Annotated in this window: 14 protein-coding genes and 1 tRNA gene; 10 read left to right on the top strand and 5 right to left on the bottom strand. The window is 70.1% G+C overall.

All coding sequences use genetic code 11. From position 1 onward, the window contains the following. The first annotated feature begins 145 nt into the window (after positions 1 to 145). Positions 146 to 1,186: a LacI family DNA-binding transcriptional regulator gene (locus IE157_RS10520; protein ID WP_260850548.1), complete on the top strand. Its 1,041-nt coding sequence runs from the start codon at positions 146 to 148 to the stop codon at positions 1,184 to 1,186. Between the two features lie 38 nt (positions 1,187 to 1,224). Here the strand turns inward: IE157_RS10520 and IE157_RS10515 are convergent, their stop codons facing one another. Beyond that, complete coding sequence (locus tag IE157_RS10515; protein WP_193519923.1) at positions 1,225 to 2,103, bottom strand: hypothetical protein; 879 nt, start codon at positions 2,101 to 2,103, stop codon at positions 1,225 to 1,227. 176 nt (positions 2,104 to 2,279) lie between these two features. On the opposite strand from IE157_RS10515, the gene IE157_RS10510 reads away from it, so the two are divergent. Next, entirely contained in the window at positions 2,280 to 2,816 is a 537-nt protein-coding gene (locus tag IE157_RS10510; RefSeq protein ID WP_052160959.1) for a M48 metallopeptidase family protein, read from the top strand. A gap of 161 nt (positions 2,817 to 2,977) precedes the next feature. Here IE157_RS10510 and IE157_RS10505 read toward each other — a convergent pair whose 3' ends face one another. Beyond that, positions 2,978 to 4,477 (bottom strand): zinc-dependent metalloprotease, encoded by a 1,500-nt coding sequence (locus IE157_RS10505; protein ID WP_193519922.1) that lies wholly within the window; start codon positions 4,475 to 4,477, stop codon positions 2,978 to 2,980. 277 nt (positions 4,478 to 4,754) lie between these two features. Between IE157_RS10505 and IE157_RS10500 the strand changes: the two genes are divergently transcribed. From IE157_RS10500 to IE157_RS10490, 3 genes are all read left to right on the top strand, one after another. Next, positions 4,755 to 5,837 carry a YlbL family protein gene (locus IE157_RS10500; protein ID WP_098053956.1) on the top strand — a complete coding sequence of 361 codons (1,083 nt, stop codon included), beginning with the start codon at positions 4,755 to 4,757 and terminating at the stop codon, positions 5,835 to 5,837. Between the two features lie 107 nt (positions 5,838 to 5,944). Beyond that, entirely contained in the window at positions 5,945 to 8,923 is a 2,979-nt protein-coding gene (locus tag IE157_RS10495; RefSeq protein WP_193519921.1) for a UPF0182 family membrane protein, read from the top strand. Positions 8,924 to 9,116: 193 nt separating this feature from the next. Next, positions 9,117 to 9,193, top strand: a tRNA-Met gene (locus IE157_RS10490). A 201-nt stretch (positions 9,194 to 9,394) separates the two neighbouring features. Here IE157_RS10490 and IE157_RS10485 read toward each other — a convergent pair. Together IE157_RS10485 and IE157_RS10480 are read right to left on the bottom strand one after the other, a co-directional pair. Continuing rightward, positions 9,395 to 10,150 (bottom strand): PspA/IM30 family protein, encoded by a 756-nt coding sequence (locus IE157_RS10485; protein WP_193519920.1) that lies wholly within the window; start codon positions 10,148 to 10,150, stop codon positions 9,395 to 9,397. A 79-nt stretch (positions 10,151 to 10,229) separates the two neighbouring features. Beyond that, complete coding sequence (locus IE157_RS10480) at positions 10,230 to 12,221, bottom strand: TPM domain-containing protein (RefSeq protein WP_193519919.1); 1,992 nt, start codon at positions 12,219 to 12,221, stop codon at positions 10,230 to 10,232. Positions 12,222 to 12,507: 286 nt separating this feature from the next. Here IE157_RS10480 and IE157_RS10475 point away from each other — a divergent pair, with 286 nt between their 5' ends. Then, complete coding sequence (locus IE157_RS10475) at positions 12,508 to 13,974, top strand: S1C family serine protease (RefSeq protein WP_193519918.1); 1,467 nt, start codon at positions 12,508 to 12,510, stop codon at positions 13,972 to 13,974. 96 nt (positions 13,975 to 14,070) lie between these two features. On the opposite strand, the gene IE157_RS10470 is transcribed toward IE157_RS10475, so the two are convergent. After that, positions 14,071 to 14,535, bottom strand: a complete 465-nt coding sequence (locus IE157_RS10470) for a tRNA (cytidine(34)-2'-O)-methyltransferase (protein WP_193519917.1) — start codon at positions 14,533 to 14,535, stop codon at positions 14,071 to 14,073. 186 nt (positions 14,536 to 14,721) lie between these two features. Between IE157_RS10470 and IE157_RS10465 the strand changes: the two genes are divergently transcribed. From IE157_RS10465 to IE157_RS10450, 4 genes are all read left to right on the top strand, one after another. Continuing rightward, the gene (locus tag IE157_RS10465; RefSeq protein WP_193519916.1) at positions 14,722 to 15,951 is read left to right on the top strand and encodes a cysteine desulfurase family protein; all 1,230 of its coding nucleotides are present in this window, start codon (positions 14,722 to 14,724) and stop codon (positions 15,949 to 15,951) included. Between the two features lie 198 nt (positions 15,952 to 16,149). After that, entirely contained in the window at positions 16,150 to 17,304 is a 1,155-nt protein-coding gene (gene mnmA, locus IE157_RS10460) for a tRNA 2-thiouridine(34) synthase MnmA (protein ID WP_162228688.1), read from the top strand. Positions 17,305 to 17,401: 97 nt separating this feature from the next. Then, positions 17,402 to 17,788, top strand: coding sequence for a chorismate mutase (locus IE157_RS10455; RefSeq protein ID WP_162228687.1), 387 nt, complete (start codon positions 17,402 to 17,404; stop codon positions 17,786 to 17,788). Then, a complete protein-coding gene (locus tag IE157_RS10450) occupies positions 17,785 to 18,795 on the top strand; it encodes a hypothetical protein (RefSeq protein ID WP_193519915.1) in 1,011 nt (336 codons plus the stop codon). Before IE157_RS10455 ends, IE157_RS10450 begins: the two co-directional genes overlap by 4 nt. The last annotated feature ends 36 nt before the right edge of the window (positions 18,796 to 18,831 follow it).

The following is an 18,831-nucleotide window of genomic DNA, read 5'->3' as shown; positions in this document are numbered from 1 at the left end:
GGCAGGCCGTGCGCCGGGAGGGGCCCGGGTCGGTAGCGGTCCGTGCCGGTGCACACTAACGCGTGTTAGCTTGATGGTTGTCGAGTGTAACAGCTCACATTCGTGGGGCATCAGGGCCCGGCGGCGGTGGGCCACTCGCTACCATGTGGCCACCGACCTCCAGGGAGAACTCACGAGCATGCACCGGCACCGCACCCCCGCACGGCGGACCACGAGCGCCGACGTGGCACGGCTGGCCGGGGTCTCCCGCACCACCGTGAGCTTCGTGCTCAACGACACCCCCTCACAGTCCATCTCCGCGGGCACCCGACGCCGCGTGCTCGACGCCGCCCGGGAGCTCTCCTACGCGCCCTCGGCGGAGGCGCGGGCGCTCGGCCGGGGCCGCTCCACCTCCGTGCTGCTATACCTCCCGCCAGCGGGGTCCCTCACCGAGGACATCGGGGTGATCGTGGAGCGGCTCTCGGTGCTGTTCTCCGAGGTGGGGCTGTCCATGGTGATCCATGCGTGGACCCGCCGCCCCGCCGCCCAGGTCTGGTCCTCCGTGACGCCGGCCGCCGTGCTCGCGTGGGACCTCGCGGAGGACGACGCCGAGCGCATGCGTCGAAGTGGCGTGCGCGGCGTCCTCTCCTGGACCGGTTCGGACGACATGGGGCGGTGGATCACGGGTCTCCGTGAGCGGGACATCGCCAGGGTGCAGGTGCAGCGGCTCGTGGCCGCGGGCCATACGCACCTGGGCTATGCGATCACGGGCGGGGAGCACATGCACGGCGTCTCCCAGTGGCGCTTCGAGGTGCTGCAGCGCGAGTGCGCGGCCCGTGGCCTGCCTCGCCCGAGCGCTCTTCCCCTTCCTGCGGATCCCCGCGGGGCGGCCGATGTGCTGCTGCAGTGGCGCGAACGGCACCCGGGGGCGTCCGGGGTGTGCGCCCACGACACCACCGCCGCACTCGCCGTGCTCTGCGGGATGCGGCGGCTCGGCTGGAAAGCGCCCGCGGACCTCGCGATCGTGGGGGTCAACGACTCCCCGGCGGCGGCGCTGGCCGACCCTCCGCTGACCATGGTGGCGCTGGACCCGGAGGTCACGGCCCGGCACATCGTGGCCGTGATCAACGCCCTGGTGCGGGACGAGCCCGCACCCTCGCCCCCGGACACGGCGGGGGCCTTCACGGTGGACCGCGACTCCGTCTGAGCGGGCACGGGTGGTACGGCGCACTCCGCACACACGGTTCACAGCCCGGTGAACGCGAGGGAGCACAGGCACCTCGGATCCGGGGCCAAAGGCAGAACCGTCAGCCCCCGGCGCAGCACGAGGCACGCTTCCGGACCGTCAGGTGACTGCGTTCCGGCGGTGGGCCGGGCCGGCGGTGGGCCGGACGGTGCCGTTTCGGTGCCGGCAGGTGGCACGTCCGGGGGAGCGTCGTGTGGCGGGTCGGACGGTGCCGCCCGCGGAGCGGCGTCGTCCCGCAGCACGTGGGACAGCAGGCGACCCGCGATCTCCCCGGTGGCCACCGTGCGCGTCAGCACGGCCATCGTCCCGTCCTGACGCGGAAGCAGAGGCTCGCCGGGCGTGGTTGGGGACCCACGGAACGCGCGTCGCGCTTCACGGACCGCACTCGCCACACAGGCCCGGCACGGGCGGTGCGCCCAGTCGGTGAGGGGCCAGACAACCACGGACCCGCCGTCGCGGACCACGCTCAGGGTGGGCAGCGCCGGGTCTAGGTCCGGGGAGGAAGCCGTGGCGAGGTCCGCCACGAGATCACCGGGCACGGACCACGTGTGGAGCACCACGGCGGTGGGCACCGCCGCCGACGGGAAGAGCTCGGGTGCGCTGAGCGGGGCGCAGCGCGGGGATCTGCGCCGCAACAGGGTCCTCAGCACCAGTTCACGCGGCTGGCCCTGGAACTCCGCGGGATACGGGCCGTGGCGGACGTCCGCGGTCCCGACGGGTGCAGGATCCCGGACGTTGAGCAGGCAGACCCCGGCCTCCGCGAGCGCGAGGCACACGGCGGCGGTGAGGGGGTCGAGCCCGAGCGCGAGAACGCGCAGCTCGTCGAGCGCCGGGGGAGCGCAGGGTTCCTCGGGGGCGGTTGGGCAACGGTGGGTCATGGCACCAGGGTTGCCGAAGCGGGGTGCTCCCGCGGCCGGAGCGGGGCAATCCACAGGACGGGTGCCGCGGGCACCGTGCTCCCCTTCTGCGTCCCGGTTCGTGCCCCGCCCGGGCGGGGTGGTGAACTGGGGGCATGCCCCCACCACGAGCCAGAATCGTCGAACCACCGGAGGAGATGCCGGAGATCGTCGTCAAGCGCAGTGCCCGCCGCACCAAGACCGTCAACGCCCACTTCAGCGGGGACGCCGTGGTGCTCTCGGTGCCGCAACGGGCCACCCGTGCCCAGATCGCGCATTGGAGTGCAACTCTCGTTCCCAGGGTCGTGGCCAAGCGGCGCGCGGCGGAGGCGGCCTCGCGCACGCGGCACTCCGACACGGCGCTGGAGGAGATGGCGCAGCGGCTGTCCCGGACCTACCTGGAGGGTCGTGCCCGGCCCACGAGCATCACGTGGTCCGCCCGCCAGCACACACGGTGGGGCTCGGCGACCCCCGCCACGGGTGCCATTCGGATCTCACGGCGACTCGCGGACGCGCCCGAGTGGGTTCTGGAGACCGTGGTGCTGCACGAGCTCGTGCACCTGCTCGAGGCTCACCACAACGAGCGGTTCTGGGAGATGGCACGGCGCCACCCCAGGGCGCACGACGCCGGCCAGTTCCTGGACGGCGCCGCGTGGGCGGAGCGGAACCCCGCGCAGGTCACGGGCCGGGAGTGAGGCACCCGAGGGGCCAGCCCGGCGAGCCGGGTCGGCGAGGGGCCGGTACGAGGTCCGCACGAGTCTCGGTGCGAGTGGCTCCGTGCCGTTCGTACGGGCCCGGCCGCGAACCCTGAAGTCCGTACGACGGGCCTACTACACGGAGGCCCAGCCGCCCACGATCAGTCCTCGTCCCGCGTGGTGTCGGGATCGTCCTGGTCGTCGTCGCCGGCAGTGCCCGTGCTCTCACCCGGCTCGCGTCCAGTCGACGTCTCCCCGGACGCACCCTGCTTCGCGTCCGCGGAGGCTTGGCCGGTGGAACTCGCGCCCCCCGGGGCCTGCCGGCCGTCCTCGTACCCGCCGGCCAGCAGCTTCTCCAGGGCGGCGTCCATCTCCTCGTCGCTGGCCGTGAGCAGCCCGCGGCGCTCCTCGAAGCCCTGGGGATCGTCGAGGTCCTCGTTGGTGGGCAGTAGCTCGGGGGACTCCCAGAGGCTGTCGCGCTCGGTGATCCCGCGCTGTTCCTCCACGTAGCCCCAGAAGGTCGCTGCCTCACGCAATCGGCGGGGGCGCAGTTCGAGACCCACGAGGGAACCGAAGGTGCGCTCGGCGGGCCCGCCCTCGGCGCGGCGTCGGGCCATCATCTCGGTGAGGGCGGCGGCGGAGGGGATGTTGGCGGTGGAGGCCACGGTGACGCGGTTGACCCAACCCTCCACGAGCGCGAGGACCGTCTCGAGCTTGGCGAGTGTGGCCTCCTGGCGCGGGGTCATCTCGGGGCTGAACACGCCGGAGGCCAGCGCGTCCTGGATGCCCGAGGGGTCGGAGGGGTCGAGTTCCTGGGCGATGGACTCGATCCGGTCCATGTCGATGTGGATCTCGGACGCGAACGCCGTGATCAGGTCCAGCACGTACTGGCGCAACCACGGCACACCGTGGAACAAACGCGTGTGGGCGGCCTCGCGGATGGCCAGGTACAGCATCACGTCCGAGGCCGGCAGGTTCAGCCCCTCGCTGAACTCGGCCACGTTGGACGGCACGAGCGCGCAGCGGTCCTTGGCCAGGGGGATGCCCACGTCGGTGGAGGACAGCACCTCGCACGAGAGCGCACCCACGGCCTGTCCCAGCTGCATCCCGAACATCATGGAGCCCGCGCCGGAGAGCATCCCGGACAGGTCCGCCCCGCCCATGGCCTGGGAGAGCTCGGGGGGCAACTGCTGGGTCAGGGCGTCGGACATGGCCTTGGACACGGAGGTGGCCACCGGGGTGGTCATCTCCTTCCAGGTCTCCCACGTGGCCTCGATCCACTCGGCGCGCGCCCACGCGGACGGCAGCACGGGGGCTTCGCCGAACGCGGTGTTGTCCGTGAGCCACAGGTCCGCGAGCTTCATGGCATCGTTCACGGCGCCCTTCTGCTTCGCCGAAACGGACGCGTCGCCCTTCTGCGCGGCCACCTGACGGGCGTGCTGGTTGGCGAGCTCCCAGTTGATGGGCTCCCCCGAGGAGGTCGAACTCATCATGGACTGGATCTGCTGGAACATCATGGACATGGCCTGCGGGTCCATGGGCATACCGGCCGGCATGTCACCGGGCTTCATGTTCCCGGACCCCAGCAGACGCTCGAACATCTCCTGGAACGGGTCCTTGGGGTTCTCGCCGTTCTCGTCGTTCGGAGGGTTCGAAGGCATGGGACCGCCAATCGTCGTGGAGGATCTAGGACTGCTCAAACCCTAGCCGTCCGCCCCGGGCCCGAACCACCGCGTGCGCGCCCAGTTCGCTGATGGCTCAGGTATCCTCCGGGCGCCCGTTCACCGGGAGCGGGCGACGCCGCCGTCCCCGGCCGTGTGGCGTCTTCGAACCTTCCACGAGGGCGTGCGACGTACGCCCCAGACGGTGTGCGCGGGACCTTCCCAGGGTGGGCCGAGTACGCTGGGACGGTCCTGGAGGCCGTGGAGAGGAAGCGACGTGACGGGTGAGCAGAAGGGGGCGCGGCGCGGATTCCTCCGCCGCCGGTCGTTGCCGTCGGTCGCGCTCGCGGGGACCACGGTGCTGCTGCTCGCGGGCGTGGTGCTGCCCGCGCCGTACGTCGTGGAATCCGCCGGACCCACGTTCAACACCGTGGGCAGCCACGACGACAAGCAGCTCGTCAAGATCACGGGCGCCCCGACTTACCCGAGCGACGGCCGGTTGGACCTGACCACCGTGTACGTCACGGGCGGACCCTCCGGGCGGCTCAACTCCATCAACGCGCTGCTGGGCTGGTTGGATCCCTCCGATGCCGTGATCCCGGAGGACACCCTTTACCCGCCGGACACCACGGGCCAGCAGGTGGACGAGTCCAACGCCGCGGCCATGGTCACCTCCCAGGAGGACTCCGTGGCGGCCGCGCTGAACCACCTGGGCAAGCCGTTCACAACCACCCTGACCGTGCACGCCGTGATCCCCGGCGGCGCCGCGGACGGTGTCCTGCGGGCCGGGGACCGGATCCTCTCCGTGAACGGCACGCAGGTCACCTCGCTCGAGCTGTTGCGCGAGCAACTCGACGCCGCGGGGGAGCGGGGAGCGGACGTCGTCGTGCGCCGGGACGGCAGGACGGTCACCGAACACGTGAAGCTGACCCGGGACGAGGACTCGCAGCGGTGGCAGCTCGGCGTGTACCTCGTACCGAAATACGAGTTCCCCGTGGACGTGGACTTCCAACTGGACCAGGTGGGTGGGCCCAGCGCCGGGATGATGTTCGCGCTGGGGATCGTCGAGGAACTGACCCCCGGATCGATGGCGGGCGACGAACACATCGCGGGTACCGGAACGATCTCGGCGGACGGGAAGGTCGGTCCCATCGGCGGGATCCGACAGAAATTGCAGGGCGCAGCGGAGTCCGGTGCCACGTACTTCCTGGCCCCCTCGGACAATTGCGGTGAGGTGGCCGGGCACGTCCCGGATGGTCTCACGGTGATCGAGGTGAAGACACTGGGAGATGCTGTGGAAGGGGTCGAAAAAGCGGCGTCCGGATCGGTCGTGGAGCTGCCTTCCTGCGGCACCCGGTGACATCCCGAGGTGGTGAAATTGCATGCCGCGACGGGGGCCAGCACAATAGGGTGGACACTGATCATTGACAGATCATCATCCGTGCCCAGGGAATTCAGAGGTATTCAGTGACCGCCGGATCCACATCCCCACGTCCATCCAGCGGGTCCGCAGCGGGCCGCAAGAAACACGGGGCCCTGTTGCCCACAGTGATCGCGGTGGTGGTCCTCATCGCCCTGTTCGTGGGGTTCACCCAGGTCTACACGAACATCCTCTGGTTCGAGCAGCTCGGCTACCTGCGGGTGTTCGTCACCCGTAACCTCGCGATGATCGGTCTGTTCATCATCTCCGCCGTGATCGTGGCCACGCTCATGTTCCTGAGCCTGTGGCTCGCATACCGCAACCGCCCCCGGGACACCGGCCAGGTCAGCGACAACATGCAGAAGTACCAGCAGGCGCTGGACCCCGTGCGCAAGATCGTCATGGTGGCCGTCCCGGTGATCTTCGGGCTGTTCGCCGCCTCCACGATCGCGTCCCAGTGGCAGACCGTGCTGCTGTTCCTCAACCAGGAACCCTTCGGACAGACCGACCCCCAGTTCGACCTGGACCTGGGCTTCTACGTGTTCACCCTCCCGTTCCTGCGGCTGCTAATCGGCTTCCTGGTCACCGCGCTGCTACTCGCCGGTGTGGCCGGGCTGCTCATGCACTACGTCTACGGCGGGATCCGCATCCATGAACGCGGGATCGCCACGACCCGTTCCTCCCGCGTGCACCTGGGCTCCATCGTGGCCGCGTTCCTCGCGCTGCAGGCCGTGAACTTCTGGCTGGACCGCTACGCGACCCTGACCTCCAACTCGGGCAAGTGGACCGGTGCGCTGTACACCGACGTCAACGCCGTGATCCCCACCAAGGGCATCCTGGCGATCGCCGCCGTCCTGGTAGCCATCCTGTTCGTGGTGGCCGGGTTCATCGGCCGTTGGAAGCTGCCCCTGATCGGTGCCGCGATGCTCGTGGTCGTGGCCGTGGTGGCCGGTGGGCTCTACCCGTGGGCCATCCAGCGCTTCCAGGTGACCCCCACGGAGCAGGCGCTCGAGAACGAGTACATCCAGCGCAACATCACCATGACCCGACAGGCCTACGGTCTGGACAACACCGAGGTCACCCCGTACGACGCCACGACCCAGACCGAACAGGGTGCGCTGCGCCAGGACACCGAGACCACCTCCAACATCCGTCTGCTGGACCCCAACGTGGTCTCCTCCGCGTTCGCCCAGCTGCAGCAGTTCCGGCCGTACTACCAGTTCTCCGACATGCTCAACGTGGACCGCTACACGATCGACGGCCAGACCCAGGACACGGTCATTGCGACCCGTGAACTGAACCCGGACCAGATCCAGGGCTGGTACAACCAGTCGGTGGTCTATACCCACGGCTACGGCGTGGTGGCCGCGTACGGCTCCCGCGTGCAGTCGGACGGCAAGCCCCAATTCATGCAGGCCGGGATCCCGTCCCGCGGTGAGATCTCCAACGACTACGAGCCGCGGATCTACTTCGGGAAGAACTCGCCCGAGTACTCGATCGTGGGTGGCTCCCCTGAGGACCCGCCGCTCGAGCTGGACCGCCCCCAGACCAATGACGGGGACGCCCAGGACGCCAAGACCACGTTCGCCGGAAACGGCGGCCCCACCGTGGGCAACTGGTTTAGCAAACTGTCCTACTCCATCAAGTTCCAGTCCACGGACATGCTGCTCTCGGACGCGGTGCGCCCGGAGTCCCAGATCCTCTACGACCGCAACCCGCGTGAGCGGGTGGAGAAGGTGGCCCCCTACCTCACGGTGGACGGCAACCCGTACCCGGCGATCGTGGACAACAAGGTCGTGTGGATCGTGGACGCCTACACCACGGCGGCGTCCTACCCGTACTCCACGCCGTCCGTGCTCCAGGAGGCCACCCAGGACACCCAGACCGCGCAGGGCACCGCCGCTGCGTTGCCGCCCGAGCGTGTGAATTACATCCGTAACTCGGTCAAGGCCACGGTCAACGCCTACGACGGTTCCGTGGATCTCTACGCGTGGGACGACCAGGACCCCGTCCTGAAGTCGTGGCAGAAGGTCTTCCCGAATACGCTCAAGCCGTACTCGGAGATGTCCGCGGACCTCATGGCCCATGTGCGCTACCCCGAAGACATGTTCAAGGTCCAGCGTGAGCTGCTCAACCGCTACCACGTCACGGACGCGAACAGCTTCTACGCGAGCGACGACGTGTGGTCCGTGCCCAACGACCCCACCCAGCAGAACCAGGACGTCCCGCAGCCGCCGTACTACCTCTCCATGCGCATGCCGGGTGAGGACAAGGCGAACTTCTCGCTCACCTCGTCCTTCATCCCGCAGCAGAGCGAGTCCGGCAACACCCGTAACGTGATGTACGGGTACCTCTCCGCCAACGCGGACGCCGGGACGGGTGAGGACGGCGTCAAGAGCGAGGACTACGGCAAGCTGAGGCTGCTCGAACTGCCGCGCTCCTCTGTGGTGCCCGGTCCGGGCCAGGCGCAGAACCTGTTCAACTCGGACACGGATGTGTCCCAGGAGCTGAACCTGCTGCGTCAGGGTGCGTCCGAGGTCATCAACGGCAACCTGCTGACACTGCCCGCGGGCGGGGGCATGCTCTACGTCCAGCCCGTGTACGTGCAGTCCTCCGGCGATGCCGCCTACCCCACCCTGCGCCGCGTCCTCGTGGGCTTCGGTGAGAAGGTCGGATTCGCCCCCACGCTCGACGGCGCTCTGGATGAGGTTTTCAGCGGTAACTCCGGTGCCACCACGGACACCGGGGCCGGCGTGAACGACCAGGCCGCGGAGGCCGCCCAGGGCGGCGACGGGCGCACCGGCGCGGTGGACGACGGCGCGTCGGCCAGCCCCTCGCCGCAGCCCTCCGGGACCCCGTCGCCGCGCTCCACGTCCCTGCAGCAGGCTCTGGACAACGCCAACCAGGCCATGCAGGAAGCGGATCGGGCACGCCGGGACGGTGACTGGACGCAGTACGGCGAGGCCCAGGACCGGCTGAAGCAGGCCATCGACGAGGCCATGCGTCAGGACGGTGCCACCCCGTAATCCAGGGGAGACGCCCGAAGGGCGGTGGTCGGGTTCTCCCGGTCACCGCCCTTCGCCATCACCGTCCCCCCCCCTTGTCGCCGCCCCTGTCCTCACCGCCCCTCGCCATCGGGGCGCTGTCCCGTGCGGATCCGCGCCGGGGGACACCCGATTTGCACGATCCGTTCACCCTCCGTATAGTTGAGGACGTCGCCGCGGGGTGGAGCAGTTCGGTAGCTCGCTGGGCTCATAACCCAGAGGTCGCAAGTTCAAATCTTGCCCCCGCAACCACGAAGAAGCCCGGTTTCCCAGGAAACCGGGCTTCTGGCATGTCCGGACACGTGTCCGGGGCTACTTCGCGACAAGCAGTGGAGCAAACGCAGCAGGCGATGCCGCGTTTGCTCCACGTCGGCTCACGCCGGGGGTGTCTGCTCAGCCGCGGGATGAGGCCCTGAATGCTGCGGCCACCGCACCGGCAGTCCCGGAAGTGACTCAGACTTCCTCGGAGGACACAATCTTCTCGCCGTCTTTGGTGGCGCTGCCGGCCTTGAGCGCCGCGAGCCGCGCCTCGATCTCGGTTTGCTGACCCATGTCCTCGAGCGCCTCGAACTGGCGGTCCAGGGAGGAATCGGCGAGCTCTTGCTGGCCGGCCACGCGAGCCTCCTCGCGGCGGATCTTGTCCTCGAACCGGGAGACCTCGCTCGTGGGGTCCATGACGTCGAACGCCTTGAGGGAGTCCTGCACCTGGGCCTGGGCCTGGACGGTCTTCTGACGAGCGGCCAGCTCGTCACGCTTGGCGGAGAGCTCCTGGAGCTTGCCGCGCATGGTGTTGAGCCCGTCCTTGAGCTTCTCCACGACCTCGGTCTGGGACGCGATCTGGGGTTCGACCCCGCGGGCCTCGCTCTCGGACTGGATCTGACGTTGCAGCGCGACCTTGGCGAGGTTGTCGAACTTCTGGGCCTCGCTCTCCTTGCCGGACGAACGGAACTCCTCCGCCTTGTTGGACGCGGCCAGTGCCTTGTTACCCCACTGGGCGGCCTCCTGGACGTCCTCGGCGTGGTCCTTCTCGAGCAAGCGGAGGTTACCGATGGTCTGGGCCACGGCGGACTCCGCCTCGCGGATGTTCTCGGTGTAGTCGCGGACCATCTGGTCCAGCATCTTCTGGGGGTCCTCCGCGGAATCGATCATCGCGTTGATGTTCGCCTTGGCCAGCTGAGCGATCCGCCCGAAAATGGACTGTTTGGACATGGTGTTCTCCTCTTCTCGTATCTCGGACAAAACTGAAATCTGTCACGGGGCGGCGGGTGCGTCGCTGACCCGGAGGGGGTCAGAAGTTCCCGCCCACACCGCCGTCGAAGCCACCGAAATCGCCGCCTCCGCCGCCGAAACCGCCGCCGAAGTCACCGCCTCCGCCGCCGTTGAGGATCCCGCCCAGCAGGATCCCGCCGAGCATGGCACCACCGAGGCCGTTGCTGCGCCGGCCGTAACCCATGCCGCCGTAGCCCATGGGGGAGTTGTAGAACTCGTCCACGTCCGTCTGTGCGGAGCGCTGTGCGGAGTCCGCGAGGCGGATGGATTGGTTGGCCTCGTTGAGTGCCCGCTCGGGATCAGAGTTCTGCAGTTGCTGCGCGATCTCCAGGTGGCGTTCGGCCTCCGCGAGTTCCGTGCGCGCGCGGGCGCCCACACCGCCGCGGCGCGCCCACACGTAGTCGGACGCGGTGGTCAGGCTCGCCTGCGCGCTCACGAGCGCGTGGGACAGGGTCTCGCGCGCGGAGCGGGCGCGGTCGTTCGCGCTACGGACATCGTCCAGGCCCTTGTCGAGCTCGGCCTTGGCCTGCGCGAGCCGGCGGGCGGAGCCCATGGGGTCGTAGCGCCCGGAACGCATGTTCTGGGTCACGGTCTGCAGCACGGAGCGCACCCCGGCGGCGGCACCCGCGAGCTCGGGACGGGAGCCCTGCTGGACCAGTCCCTCGGCCTCGGCGACGTCCCGTTGGGCGATGCTCACGGCGTCCTTGAGGGACTCCTCGGCCTTGGCCAGTTCCCGGCGGGCGTTCTCCACCGAGGTGATCAGACCCTCGGCCTGGCCCTGCGCTTCCTCGGCGGCTCGGATGTTGAGCACGGCCTGGGAAACCTGTCCCGCGTCCAGGTGCTGTTGGGCCTGGGCGATCGCGGATTCGGCGAACTCGAGGCGTTCGCGTGCCTGCTCGCCGTTGTCCCGCACGGGGGCCAGAGCGGCGTCGTCGTACGTTGCGTGCAGCGAGACGAGCAAGGACTCGGCGTCCTGCAGGCGCGGCTGGACACCGGCCACGGCGTGGCGCACGTCCTCGAGCGCCTCGGGGGCGCGGGTCTCGAGTTGACGCAACTGTGAGAAGTTCTGTTCCTGTTCCGCAAGGGAGCCGCGCGCCTGGTTGGAGCGCTCGATGATTTCCCCGAGCCACGCGCGCTGGTCCGCCTCGGTGTCCGGGATGTGGTCCTCGAGCTTCTGCTGTAGCTCGAAGGACGCGCGCATATGCTCTTTGGCCCGCGCGAGCGCGTGCTCGAACGGCTGGGTCTGCTCGCGGCCGTACTGCAGCTGCGCGAAGGTGAGTTCCTGCTCGGAGTGCTGGATCGCGTTGTCCGCCTCCACGAGCGCCGAACCCGCGCGCTTGTGCAGCTCGGGCAGGGGCACGAGCGGTCGCTGCGGCGCGCTGCTGCCGTTGTGCGGTTCCGGGGCCTGGGGTGCATTCGCACGACGACGCCGCCCGCGCATGAGCGACGCGACGCCCACGCCCGCGGCCGCGAGCCCGCCGAGCACCACGACCCCGCCGACCACACCGCCGGCCCCGTTCAGGCTCACCCCGCCGAGTTTCGAGTCGATCCCCTTCACGGCCCCCTGGGCGGCGGCGTCCCAGTTGCCGTTGCGCAGGGCCGGGACGATGTTCTCGTTGTAGATCTCCTGGGTGTCCGAGCGGGACAGGGGACCCGCCGAGTTGGCCACGAACCGCGCCTGGCGGGTCTCGGTGGCCACGGTGAGCACGGCGTCGTTGGTCCCGAAACCGTTGTTCCGGGCGAAGTCCTGGACCCACTGACCGGGATCGGTGGGGTTCGTGAACCGGTCCACGTACACCACGTAGAGCGTGATGTTGTGTTCGCTGGCGACCCTGTTGATCTCGTCCTGCAATTGCGACGTGTTGCCCAGGACGTTGGCCGAATCCACGATCCGTGTGCCGGGGTCCACCTGCTGAGGGGGCTCGGCCAGGGCGGCGGGCGCCGCGAACAAGCACACTCCCGAGAGTACGGTCGCGGAAACAGCGCGGCGCCAAACGGTGTGTGAATTCATGACCCTCGTTCCAATCGATCTCAGCCCGGCGGACGCCCTCCCGGGGATCGTCCCCGGGACATGATGGTCGTCCGAGTCACAGACTACGCTGAACGGACAATGCGGTCACGAGATCAGCGAGCGTCCCGGAGATCGCCAGACAACGTGCAGGAATCGGCCAGTTCTCACAGCCGTGGCTCAGTACGCCCGGGCATACTGGGCTACCGGAAGCCGCCGGGCGGGTCCCGGTATCCGCATCCAGACACACGATCCCTCGACGTCCTGTCACAGTCCTGAAGGAGAGAACATGGCCGATTCCTATGACCCCCGTGCGGGCGGCGATCCCCAGCGTCCCGTGCCCCGGTACGGCCAGTACGGCTCCGGGACGGAGGGCACCGGCCAGGGTTCGCCGTGGCACGCGCAGGACACCCAACCCATCCCGCCCGCGGGCGAACACCCCGGCGCCACCGGGGGTTACCAGTACGGCACCTATTCCGGTGGTCAGGACGGCTACACCGCGGCGTCGCAACCGGTCGGTGGTGCTGCGACCGCCACGACGCCCAAGCGCAAGTTCTCGGCGGGTGCCCTGGTCGCCGGGATGGTGCTCGCAGGGCTGATCGGTGCGGGGACCGCGGTGGGGACCGGCGCCCTCGCCGAGAACAACGGCGTGTCCGCGGCGGGCAACAGCTCCCCGGTGATCGTGAACAACACGGAATCGGTCAACCAGATCACGGGGGCCACCCACAAGGCCTCCCCGTCCGTGGTGACGATTTCCGCGTCCGCCGGGGGCCGCGCGGGGACGGGGTCCGGTGTGATCTTGGACGATCAAGGACACATCCTCACCAACACCCACGTGGTCACGCTGGACGGCGCGAGCTCGGATGCCAACCTGGAGGTCCAGACCTCGGACGGTTCCGTGCGCAAGGCCAGCCTCGTGGGCACGGACCCCGAATCGGACCTCGCGGTGATCAAGGTGGACCCGAGCGGTCTTACGCCCGCGGAATTCGGGGATTCGAGCAAGCTCAACGTGGGGGACACCGCGATCGCGATCGGCTCACCGCTCGGACTGAGCGGGACCGTCACGGACGGCATCGTCTCCACGCTCAACCGGACGATCGCCGTCGCCTCCTCAGCGGCGCAGGAGACCCCAGAGGACTCCCAGCAGGGCGGCGGCGGGCAGGACTTCTTCTTCAACTTCCCGGACAACGGGCAGTCGAGCTCGCAGTCCGCGAAGTCGAGCGTCTACCTCAACGTCCTGCAGACGGACGCGGCGATCAACCCCGGCAACTCGGGCGGCGCGCTCGTGAACTCGAGCGGTCAGGTGATCGGCATCAACGTGGCGATCGCCTCGGCGGCGGGGTCCTCCTCGAACGACTCCTCCAGTTCGGGGAACATCGGTGTGGGATTCTCGATCCCGTCCAACACGGCCAAGCGGGTCGCGGACGAGATCATCAAGGACGGCAAGGCCACGCACGGCTACCTGGGCGCGTCCGTCTCCGCCTACACGCCGTCCGGGAGCAACTCGGAGCAGTTCTCCTCGGGTGCCCTCGTGCGCAGCGTGCAGGACGGCTCCCCGGCCGCGGACACCGGGTTGCGCGCGAACGACGTGATCACGCAGTTCAACGGCAAGCGCATCACGGACGCGGACGCTCTCACCGCCGGCGTGCGCGAACTCGCGGCCGGGACGGAGGCGGAGGTCACCTACCGGCGCGGCGGGGACGAGCACACGGCCAAGGTCAGGGTGGGCGACGCCGCCGAGCAATCGGGCAAGTAGGCGCCCGCGGCTCCGGCCGCGCCGACGGCGTTCACGACGGCGCTCGCAGGGTGTGCATATGCACGGTACCCGGCGAGCGCCGTCGTCGTGGCGGGATCACACGCCGTCGGGGAAGCCCAACTGCCGCCAGGCCTCGTAGAGTGCGATGGACGCGGAGTTGGCGAGGTTGAGGGAGCGGCGCCCGGGCAGCATGGGGATCCGGACGTGCTCGGTGACGTGCTCGTCCTCCAGCACGTCGGTGGGCAGCCCCGTGGACTCGCGGCCGAAGAGCAGGACGTCCCCGTCCTGGTAGGTCACGTCCGTGTGGCGGGTGCTCGAGTGGGACGTGAACGCGATGACCCGGGCGTCCCCGAGTGCGTCCCACAGTGCTTCCACGCTGGGGTGCACGTCCATGACCGCGAGATCGTGGTAGTCCAACCCCGCCCGGCGCAGGTGGGCGTCCCCGAACGTGAAGCCCAGGGGCTCCACGAGGTGCAGGCGGGCGCCCGTACAGGCTGCGAGGCGGATGGCGTTTCCCGTGTTGCCGGGGATCTCGGGGGTGTGGAAGACGAAATGCAGCATGGCTGCGAGTGTAGGCGCGTCCGCGCGCGGCACGGCACCGGCGGGGCGTGGGGTGTTGCATCGACGCAGCCGGGGGTCTCACCGGCGGTGCACTGGGGGAGGTCGCACCGGAGGTGCGCCGGGGAGGTCGCACCGGAGGTGCGCGGTCGAGGGAGGGCCGCGGTGGGCGCGCCTAGAATTGGACCCATGCCCACACCGCGCGTCTACATGGATCACGCCGCCACGACCGACATGCTGCCCGAGGCCGTCGAGGCCTACGTGGCGCAGGCCCAGCGCGGCGGCAACCCCGCGTCCCTGCACTCGGGAGGCCGCTCCGCGCGCATGGCCCTGGAGACCGGGCGGGACAGCGTGGCCGCCGCGTTAAACGCGGAACCGGTGGAGATCATCCTCACGTCCGGCGGGACGGAAGCGGACAACATGGCCGTGCTCGGGCTGTTCCGGGCGGCCCGGGACGCGGATCCGCGTCGCACCGTGATCGCGCTGTCCACCGTGGAGCACCACGCGGTGTCCGAAGCCGCCGAGTGGCTCGCCGCGCACGAGGGCGCCGAGCTCGCGTGGCTCGAGGTCGACGCCGAGGGCCGGGTGAACCCGGACGACCTGCGGGAGCTGCTCGGCCGCCGCGGGGACGAGCTGGCCCTGGTGACCGTGATGTGGGCCAACAACGAGGTCGGCACCGTGCAGCCGATCGCCGAGCTCGCGGCCCTGTGCGACCGGGCCGGGGTGTCCTTCCACGTGGACGCCGTGCAGGCGTTCTGCGCGGTGCCCGTGGACGCGCACCTGCCCGGGATCAGCACGCTCGCGGTGTCCGCGCACAAGCTCGGCGGTCCGATGGGTGTGGGTGCGCTGTACGCACCCCGCACGGTGACCTTGGCCGCCACGAGCTTCGGCGGGGGCCAGGAGCGCAGCGTGCGCTCCGGCACGGTCAACGCCGCGGGCGCGGCCGCGTTCGGTGCCGCGGTGGACGCCGCCCAGCGCGATGCGCACGCCGAGTTCGTGCGTCGCGCACGATTGCGCGACACCCTCGTGGCCGGGATCCGCGAACGGGTCCCGCAGGCCGTGCTGCGCGGGCCCGAGCCCGGCGCCCCCGAGGACGAGTGGGCGCACCCCACACGGCTTCCGGGCAACGCCCACTTCACGTTCCCCGGGTGCGAGGGCGATTCGATGCTCTTCCTCTTCGACGCCGCGGGGGTCGCGCTGTCCACGGGATCGGCGTGCAACGCGGGCGTCCCGCGCGCATCCCATGTGCTGCTGGCCATGGGGGTGCCCGAGGAGACCGCGCGCGGCGCCCAGCGCTTCTCCCTGGGGCACTCGAGCACACCGGACGACGTCGCCGCGGTGCTGGCCGCCGTGGCGGAGGTCTACGACCGCGCCCACACCGCGGGCTTGTCCGGGCACGTCCCGGGCTTCGCGTCCTGAGCGACGCCGCCCCGAACAGCGGCGCGGCCAGGAACAGCGGCGCGGCCGGAACGGGGTCGTCGGGAACTGCAGCGCGGTCGGGACCCGCGACACCGCCCGGAACAGCGGCGTCGTCGGGAATAGCCCCGGCGGCGCGCTGGTTGTTAAACCGGTTCGACCCTTCACCTTTCGACCCACGACGGACCTGGAGGAATTGACGTGCGTGTTCTGGCAGCGATGAGCGGCGGTGTGGACTCGGCGGTGGCCGCGGCGCGCGCCGTGGACGCGGGTCACGACGTCACGGGGGTGCACCTGGCACTGTCCCGCACCCCGGGGACGCTGCGCACGGGTGCCCGTGGTTGCTGCACGATCGAGGACTCCCGGGACGCGTGGCGCGCGGCCGAGAAGCTGGGCATCCCGTATTACGTGTGGGACTTCTCCGAACGGTTCCAGGCGGACGTCGTGGACGACTTCGTGGCCGAGTACGCCGCGGGGCGTACCCCCAACCCGTGTATGCGCTGCAACGAGAAGATCAAGTTCGCGGCCCTGCTCGAGAAGGCGCTCGCCCTGGGCTTCGACGCCGTGTGCACGGGTCACTACGCCAAGGTCGTGGAAGATGCGGACGGGCACAAGGAACTGCACCGCGCGGCCGATTGGGCCAAGGACCAGTCCTACGTGCTGGGTGTGCTCACCGCCGAGCAGCTCGAGCACGCGATCTTCCCCCTGGCCGAGACCCCGTCCAAGGCGCAGGTGCGCGCCGAGGCCGAGGAGCGCGGGCTGTCCGTGGCCAAGAAGCCCGATTCGCACGACATCTGCTTCATCCCGGACGGGGACACCCGCGGGTGGCTCGAGGACCACATGGAGCTCGCCCCCGGGCGGATCGTGGACACCCAGGGCACCGAACTCGGTGAGCACCGCGGCGCGCACGCCTACACGGTGGGTCAGCGTCGGGGTCTGCACATCGGCCGGCCCGCCCCGGACGGCAAGCCCCGGTTCGTCCTGGAGATCCGGCCCAAGACCAACGAGGTGGTCGTGGGGCCGGAGGCCCTGCTGTCGATCGACGTCATGGAGGGGATCCGCCCGTCGTGGGCCGGGCTCCCGCCCCGCGAGGTCGCGGCGATGGCCGAGGACGTGGACGGGCGCTCCGACGAGTTCCCCGTGACGGTCCAGGTGCGCGCCCACGGCGATCCCGCGCCGGCGCGCGCGTGGCTCACCCGGCAGGGCGGGCAGCAGCGGTTGTGCGTGCGCCTCGACGAGCCCCAGCGCGGTGTGGCCCCCGGGCAGACCATGGTGCTCTACCAGGGCACCCGTGTGCTGGGCCAGGCCACCATCGACGCCGCCTTCGCCGACCGCGCGGCCGCGGCCGCGTCCTGAGCCCCACGTCCCGCGAAGGTCGCGTCGTGTTCCTCACGTGGTGCGGCATGACCGCCACACGACCGGGTGCCACGCACACCCCCATTACAGTGGACGCATGAGTGCAGTCACCGACCCCGCCGACCACGCGCCCGTCGACTCATCGGGCGCCGATTCACCGGGCACCGACCGCCCCGCGGACAGCGCGTTGACGCGCCTGAAGGCCATTCGCGGCACGATCGACAACATCGACGCCGCACTCGTGCACCTGCTCGCCGAACGCTTCAAGGCGACCCAGCAGGTGGGCAAGCTCAAGGCGGAGAACGACCTCCCACCGTCGGACCCCGAACGCGAGAAGACCCAGATCCACCGGTTGCGCCGACTCGCGGAGGCCGCACACCTGGATCCCGAGTTCGCGGAGAAGTTCCTGAACTTCATCATCAGCGAGGTCATCCGCCACCACGAGGCCATTTCCCAAAACCACCAGCGCAGCACCGACGCATGAGCGAAGCAGTCACCGCAACCCTCACCCGTTCCCTGCGGGGCACGGACCTCCTCGAGACGTTCACCGTGCTGCGCGGCGAGCTGGGCGCACCGCACCTGGCCACCGTGCCGCTGCTGCCGGAGCGGGGTCCGCACGCCGAGCTCGCGGCCCGCACGTGCGCCGTGCTCGACTCCCTCTACGCGGACCGGCAGCCCCACGGGTGGCGGATCAGCGGTGTCCCCGGCGACGACTCCCGCCGTGCACGCCGGCAACTGGAGAGCGACCTCAACATGGTCGCGGACGTCCTGGGCGCCGAATCCGGCGCGGACACCGGACCGATCGCCTTCTCGCTGCTCGGCCCGGTCTCCCTCGCGGCGACCGTCCACGTGCACAACGGGGAGAAGCTGCAGTCGGATCCCGGCGCTCGCCGTGATCTCGCGCAGTCGTGGTGCTTGGGCGTCGCAGACCTCGTGGCCGTGCTGCGGCGCAACACGGCCGGGCGCGGTGTCGTGCTGGTACTCGAGGAACCCGAGCTGGAACGCGTGGTGACCGGGCGCATCCCGACCGCGAGCGGCTACCGCACCCTGCGTGCGCTGCCGCGCCAGGAACTGCGCGCCACGCTCTCGGACGCCGTGGCCGCGTGCCGTGCGACGGGGGCGGAGACCGTGGTCCTGGACGCGGGCGCCGTGGGGATCGACTGGACCCCGCGGGTCGGCGCGGACGCCGCCGTGCTTGGTCTGCCGGACGGGCCCACCGAGCAGTGGGAGCCCCTCGCGGCCCTGCACGAGGCGGGGGTGCGGTTGTGTTTCGACACCGTCCCTGTGGCCGGGCGCACCCCCGTGTCCGAGCTCGTGCGGCGCGTGCTGGGCCCGTGGCGTGAGCTGGGCATGGATCCGGCGGCGTTGCTGGGAACGGTGCTGGCGCCGTCGGCGCGGATCAGCGAGCTCACCCCGCCGGAACTGCCGGACGCCCTGCAGCGGGTGACGCACCTGGGCGGCGCGCTCACCGAGGCGTGCAACGAGGGTTGAGCCCGGCCAGGCCGTAGAATCGAGGGCGTACACGGA

The sequence above is a fragment of the Kocuria marina genome, assembly GCA_014652975.1.
Classification (GTDB): domain Bacteria; phylum Actinomycetota; class Actinomycetes; order Actinomycetales; family Micrococcaceae; genus Kocuria; species Kocuria marina.
This window is presented reverse-complemented; position numbering and strand designations above follow the sequence as displayed.

Coding starts and splice junctions, on each gene's coding strand:
- IE157_RS10515 (WP_193519923.1), bottom strand. CDS start 2,103: ATGACCCACCGTTGCCCAACCGCCCCCGAGGAACCCTGCGCTCCCCCG.
- IE157_RS10510 (WP_052160959.1), top strand. CDS start 2,280: ATGCCGGAGATCGTCGTCAAGCGCAGTGCCCGCCGCACCAAGACCGTC.
- IE157_RS10505 (WP_193519922.1), bottom strand. CDS start 4,477: ATGCCTTCGAACCCTCCGAACGACGAGAACGGCGAGAACCCCAAGGAC.
- IE157_RS10485 (WP_193519920.1), bottom strand. CDS start 10,150: ATGTCCAAACAGTCCATTTTCGGGCGGATCGCTCAGCTGGCCAAGGCG.
- IE157_RS10480 (WP_193519919.1), bottom strand. CDS start 12,221: ATGAATTCACACACCGTTTGGCGCCGCGCTGTTTCCGCGACCGTACTC.
- IE157_RS10475 (WP_193519918.1), top strand. CDS start 12,508: ATGGCCGATTCCTATGACCCCCGTGCGGGCGGCGATCCCCAGCGTCCC.
- IE157_RS10470 (WP_193519917.1), bottom strand. CDS start 14,535: ATGCTGCATTTCGTCTTCCACACCCCCGAGATCCCCGGCAACACGGGA.
- IE157_RS10465 (WP_193519916.1), top strand. CDS start 14,722: ATGCCCACACCGCGCGTCTACATGGATCACGCCGCCACGACCGACATG.
- IE157_RS10455 (WP_162228687.1), top strand. CDS start 17,402: ATGAGTGCAGTCACCGACCCCGCCGACCACGCGCCCGTCGACTCATCG.
- IE157_RS10450 (WP_193519915.1), top strand. CDS start 17,785: ATGAGCGAAGCAGTCACCGCAACCCTCACCCGTTCCCTGCGGGGCACG.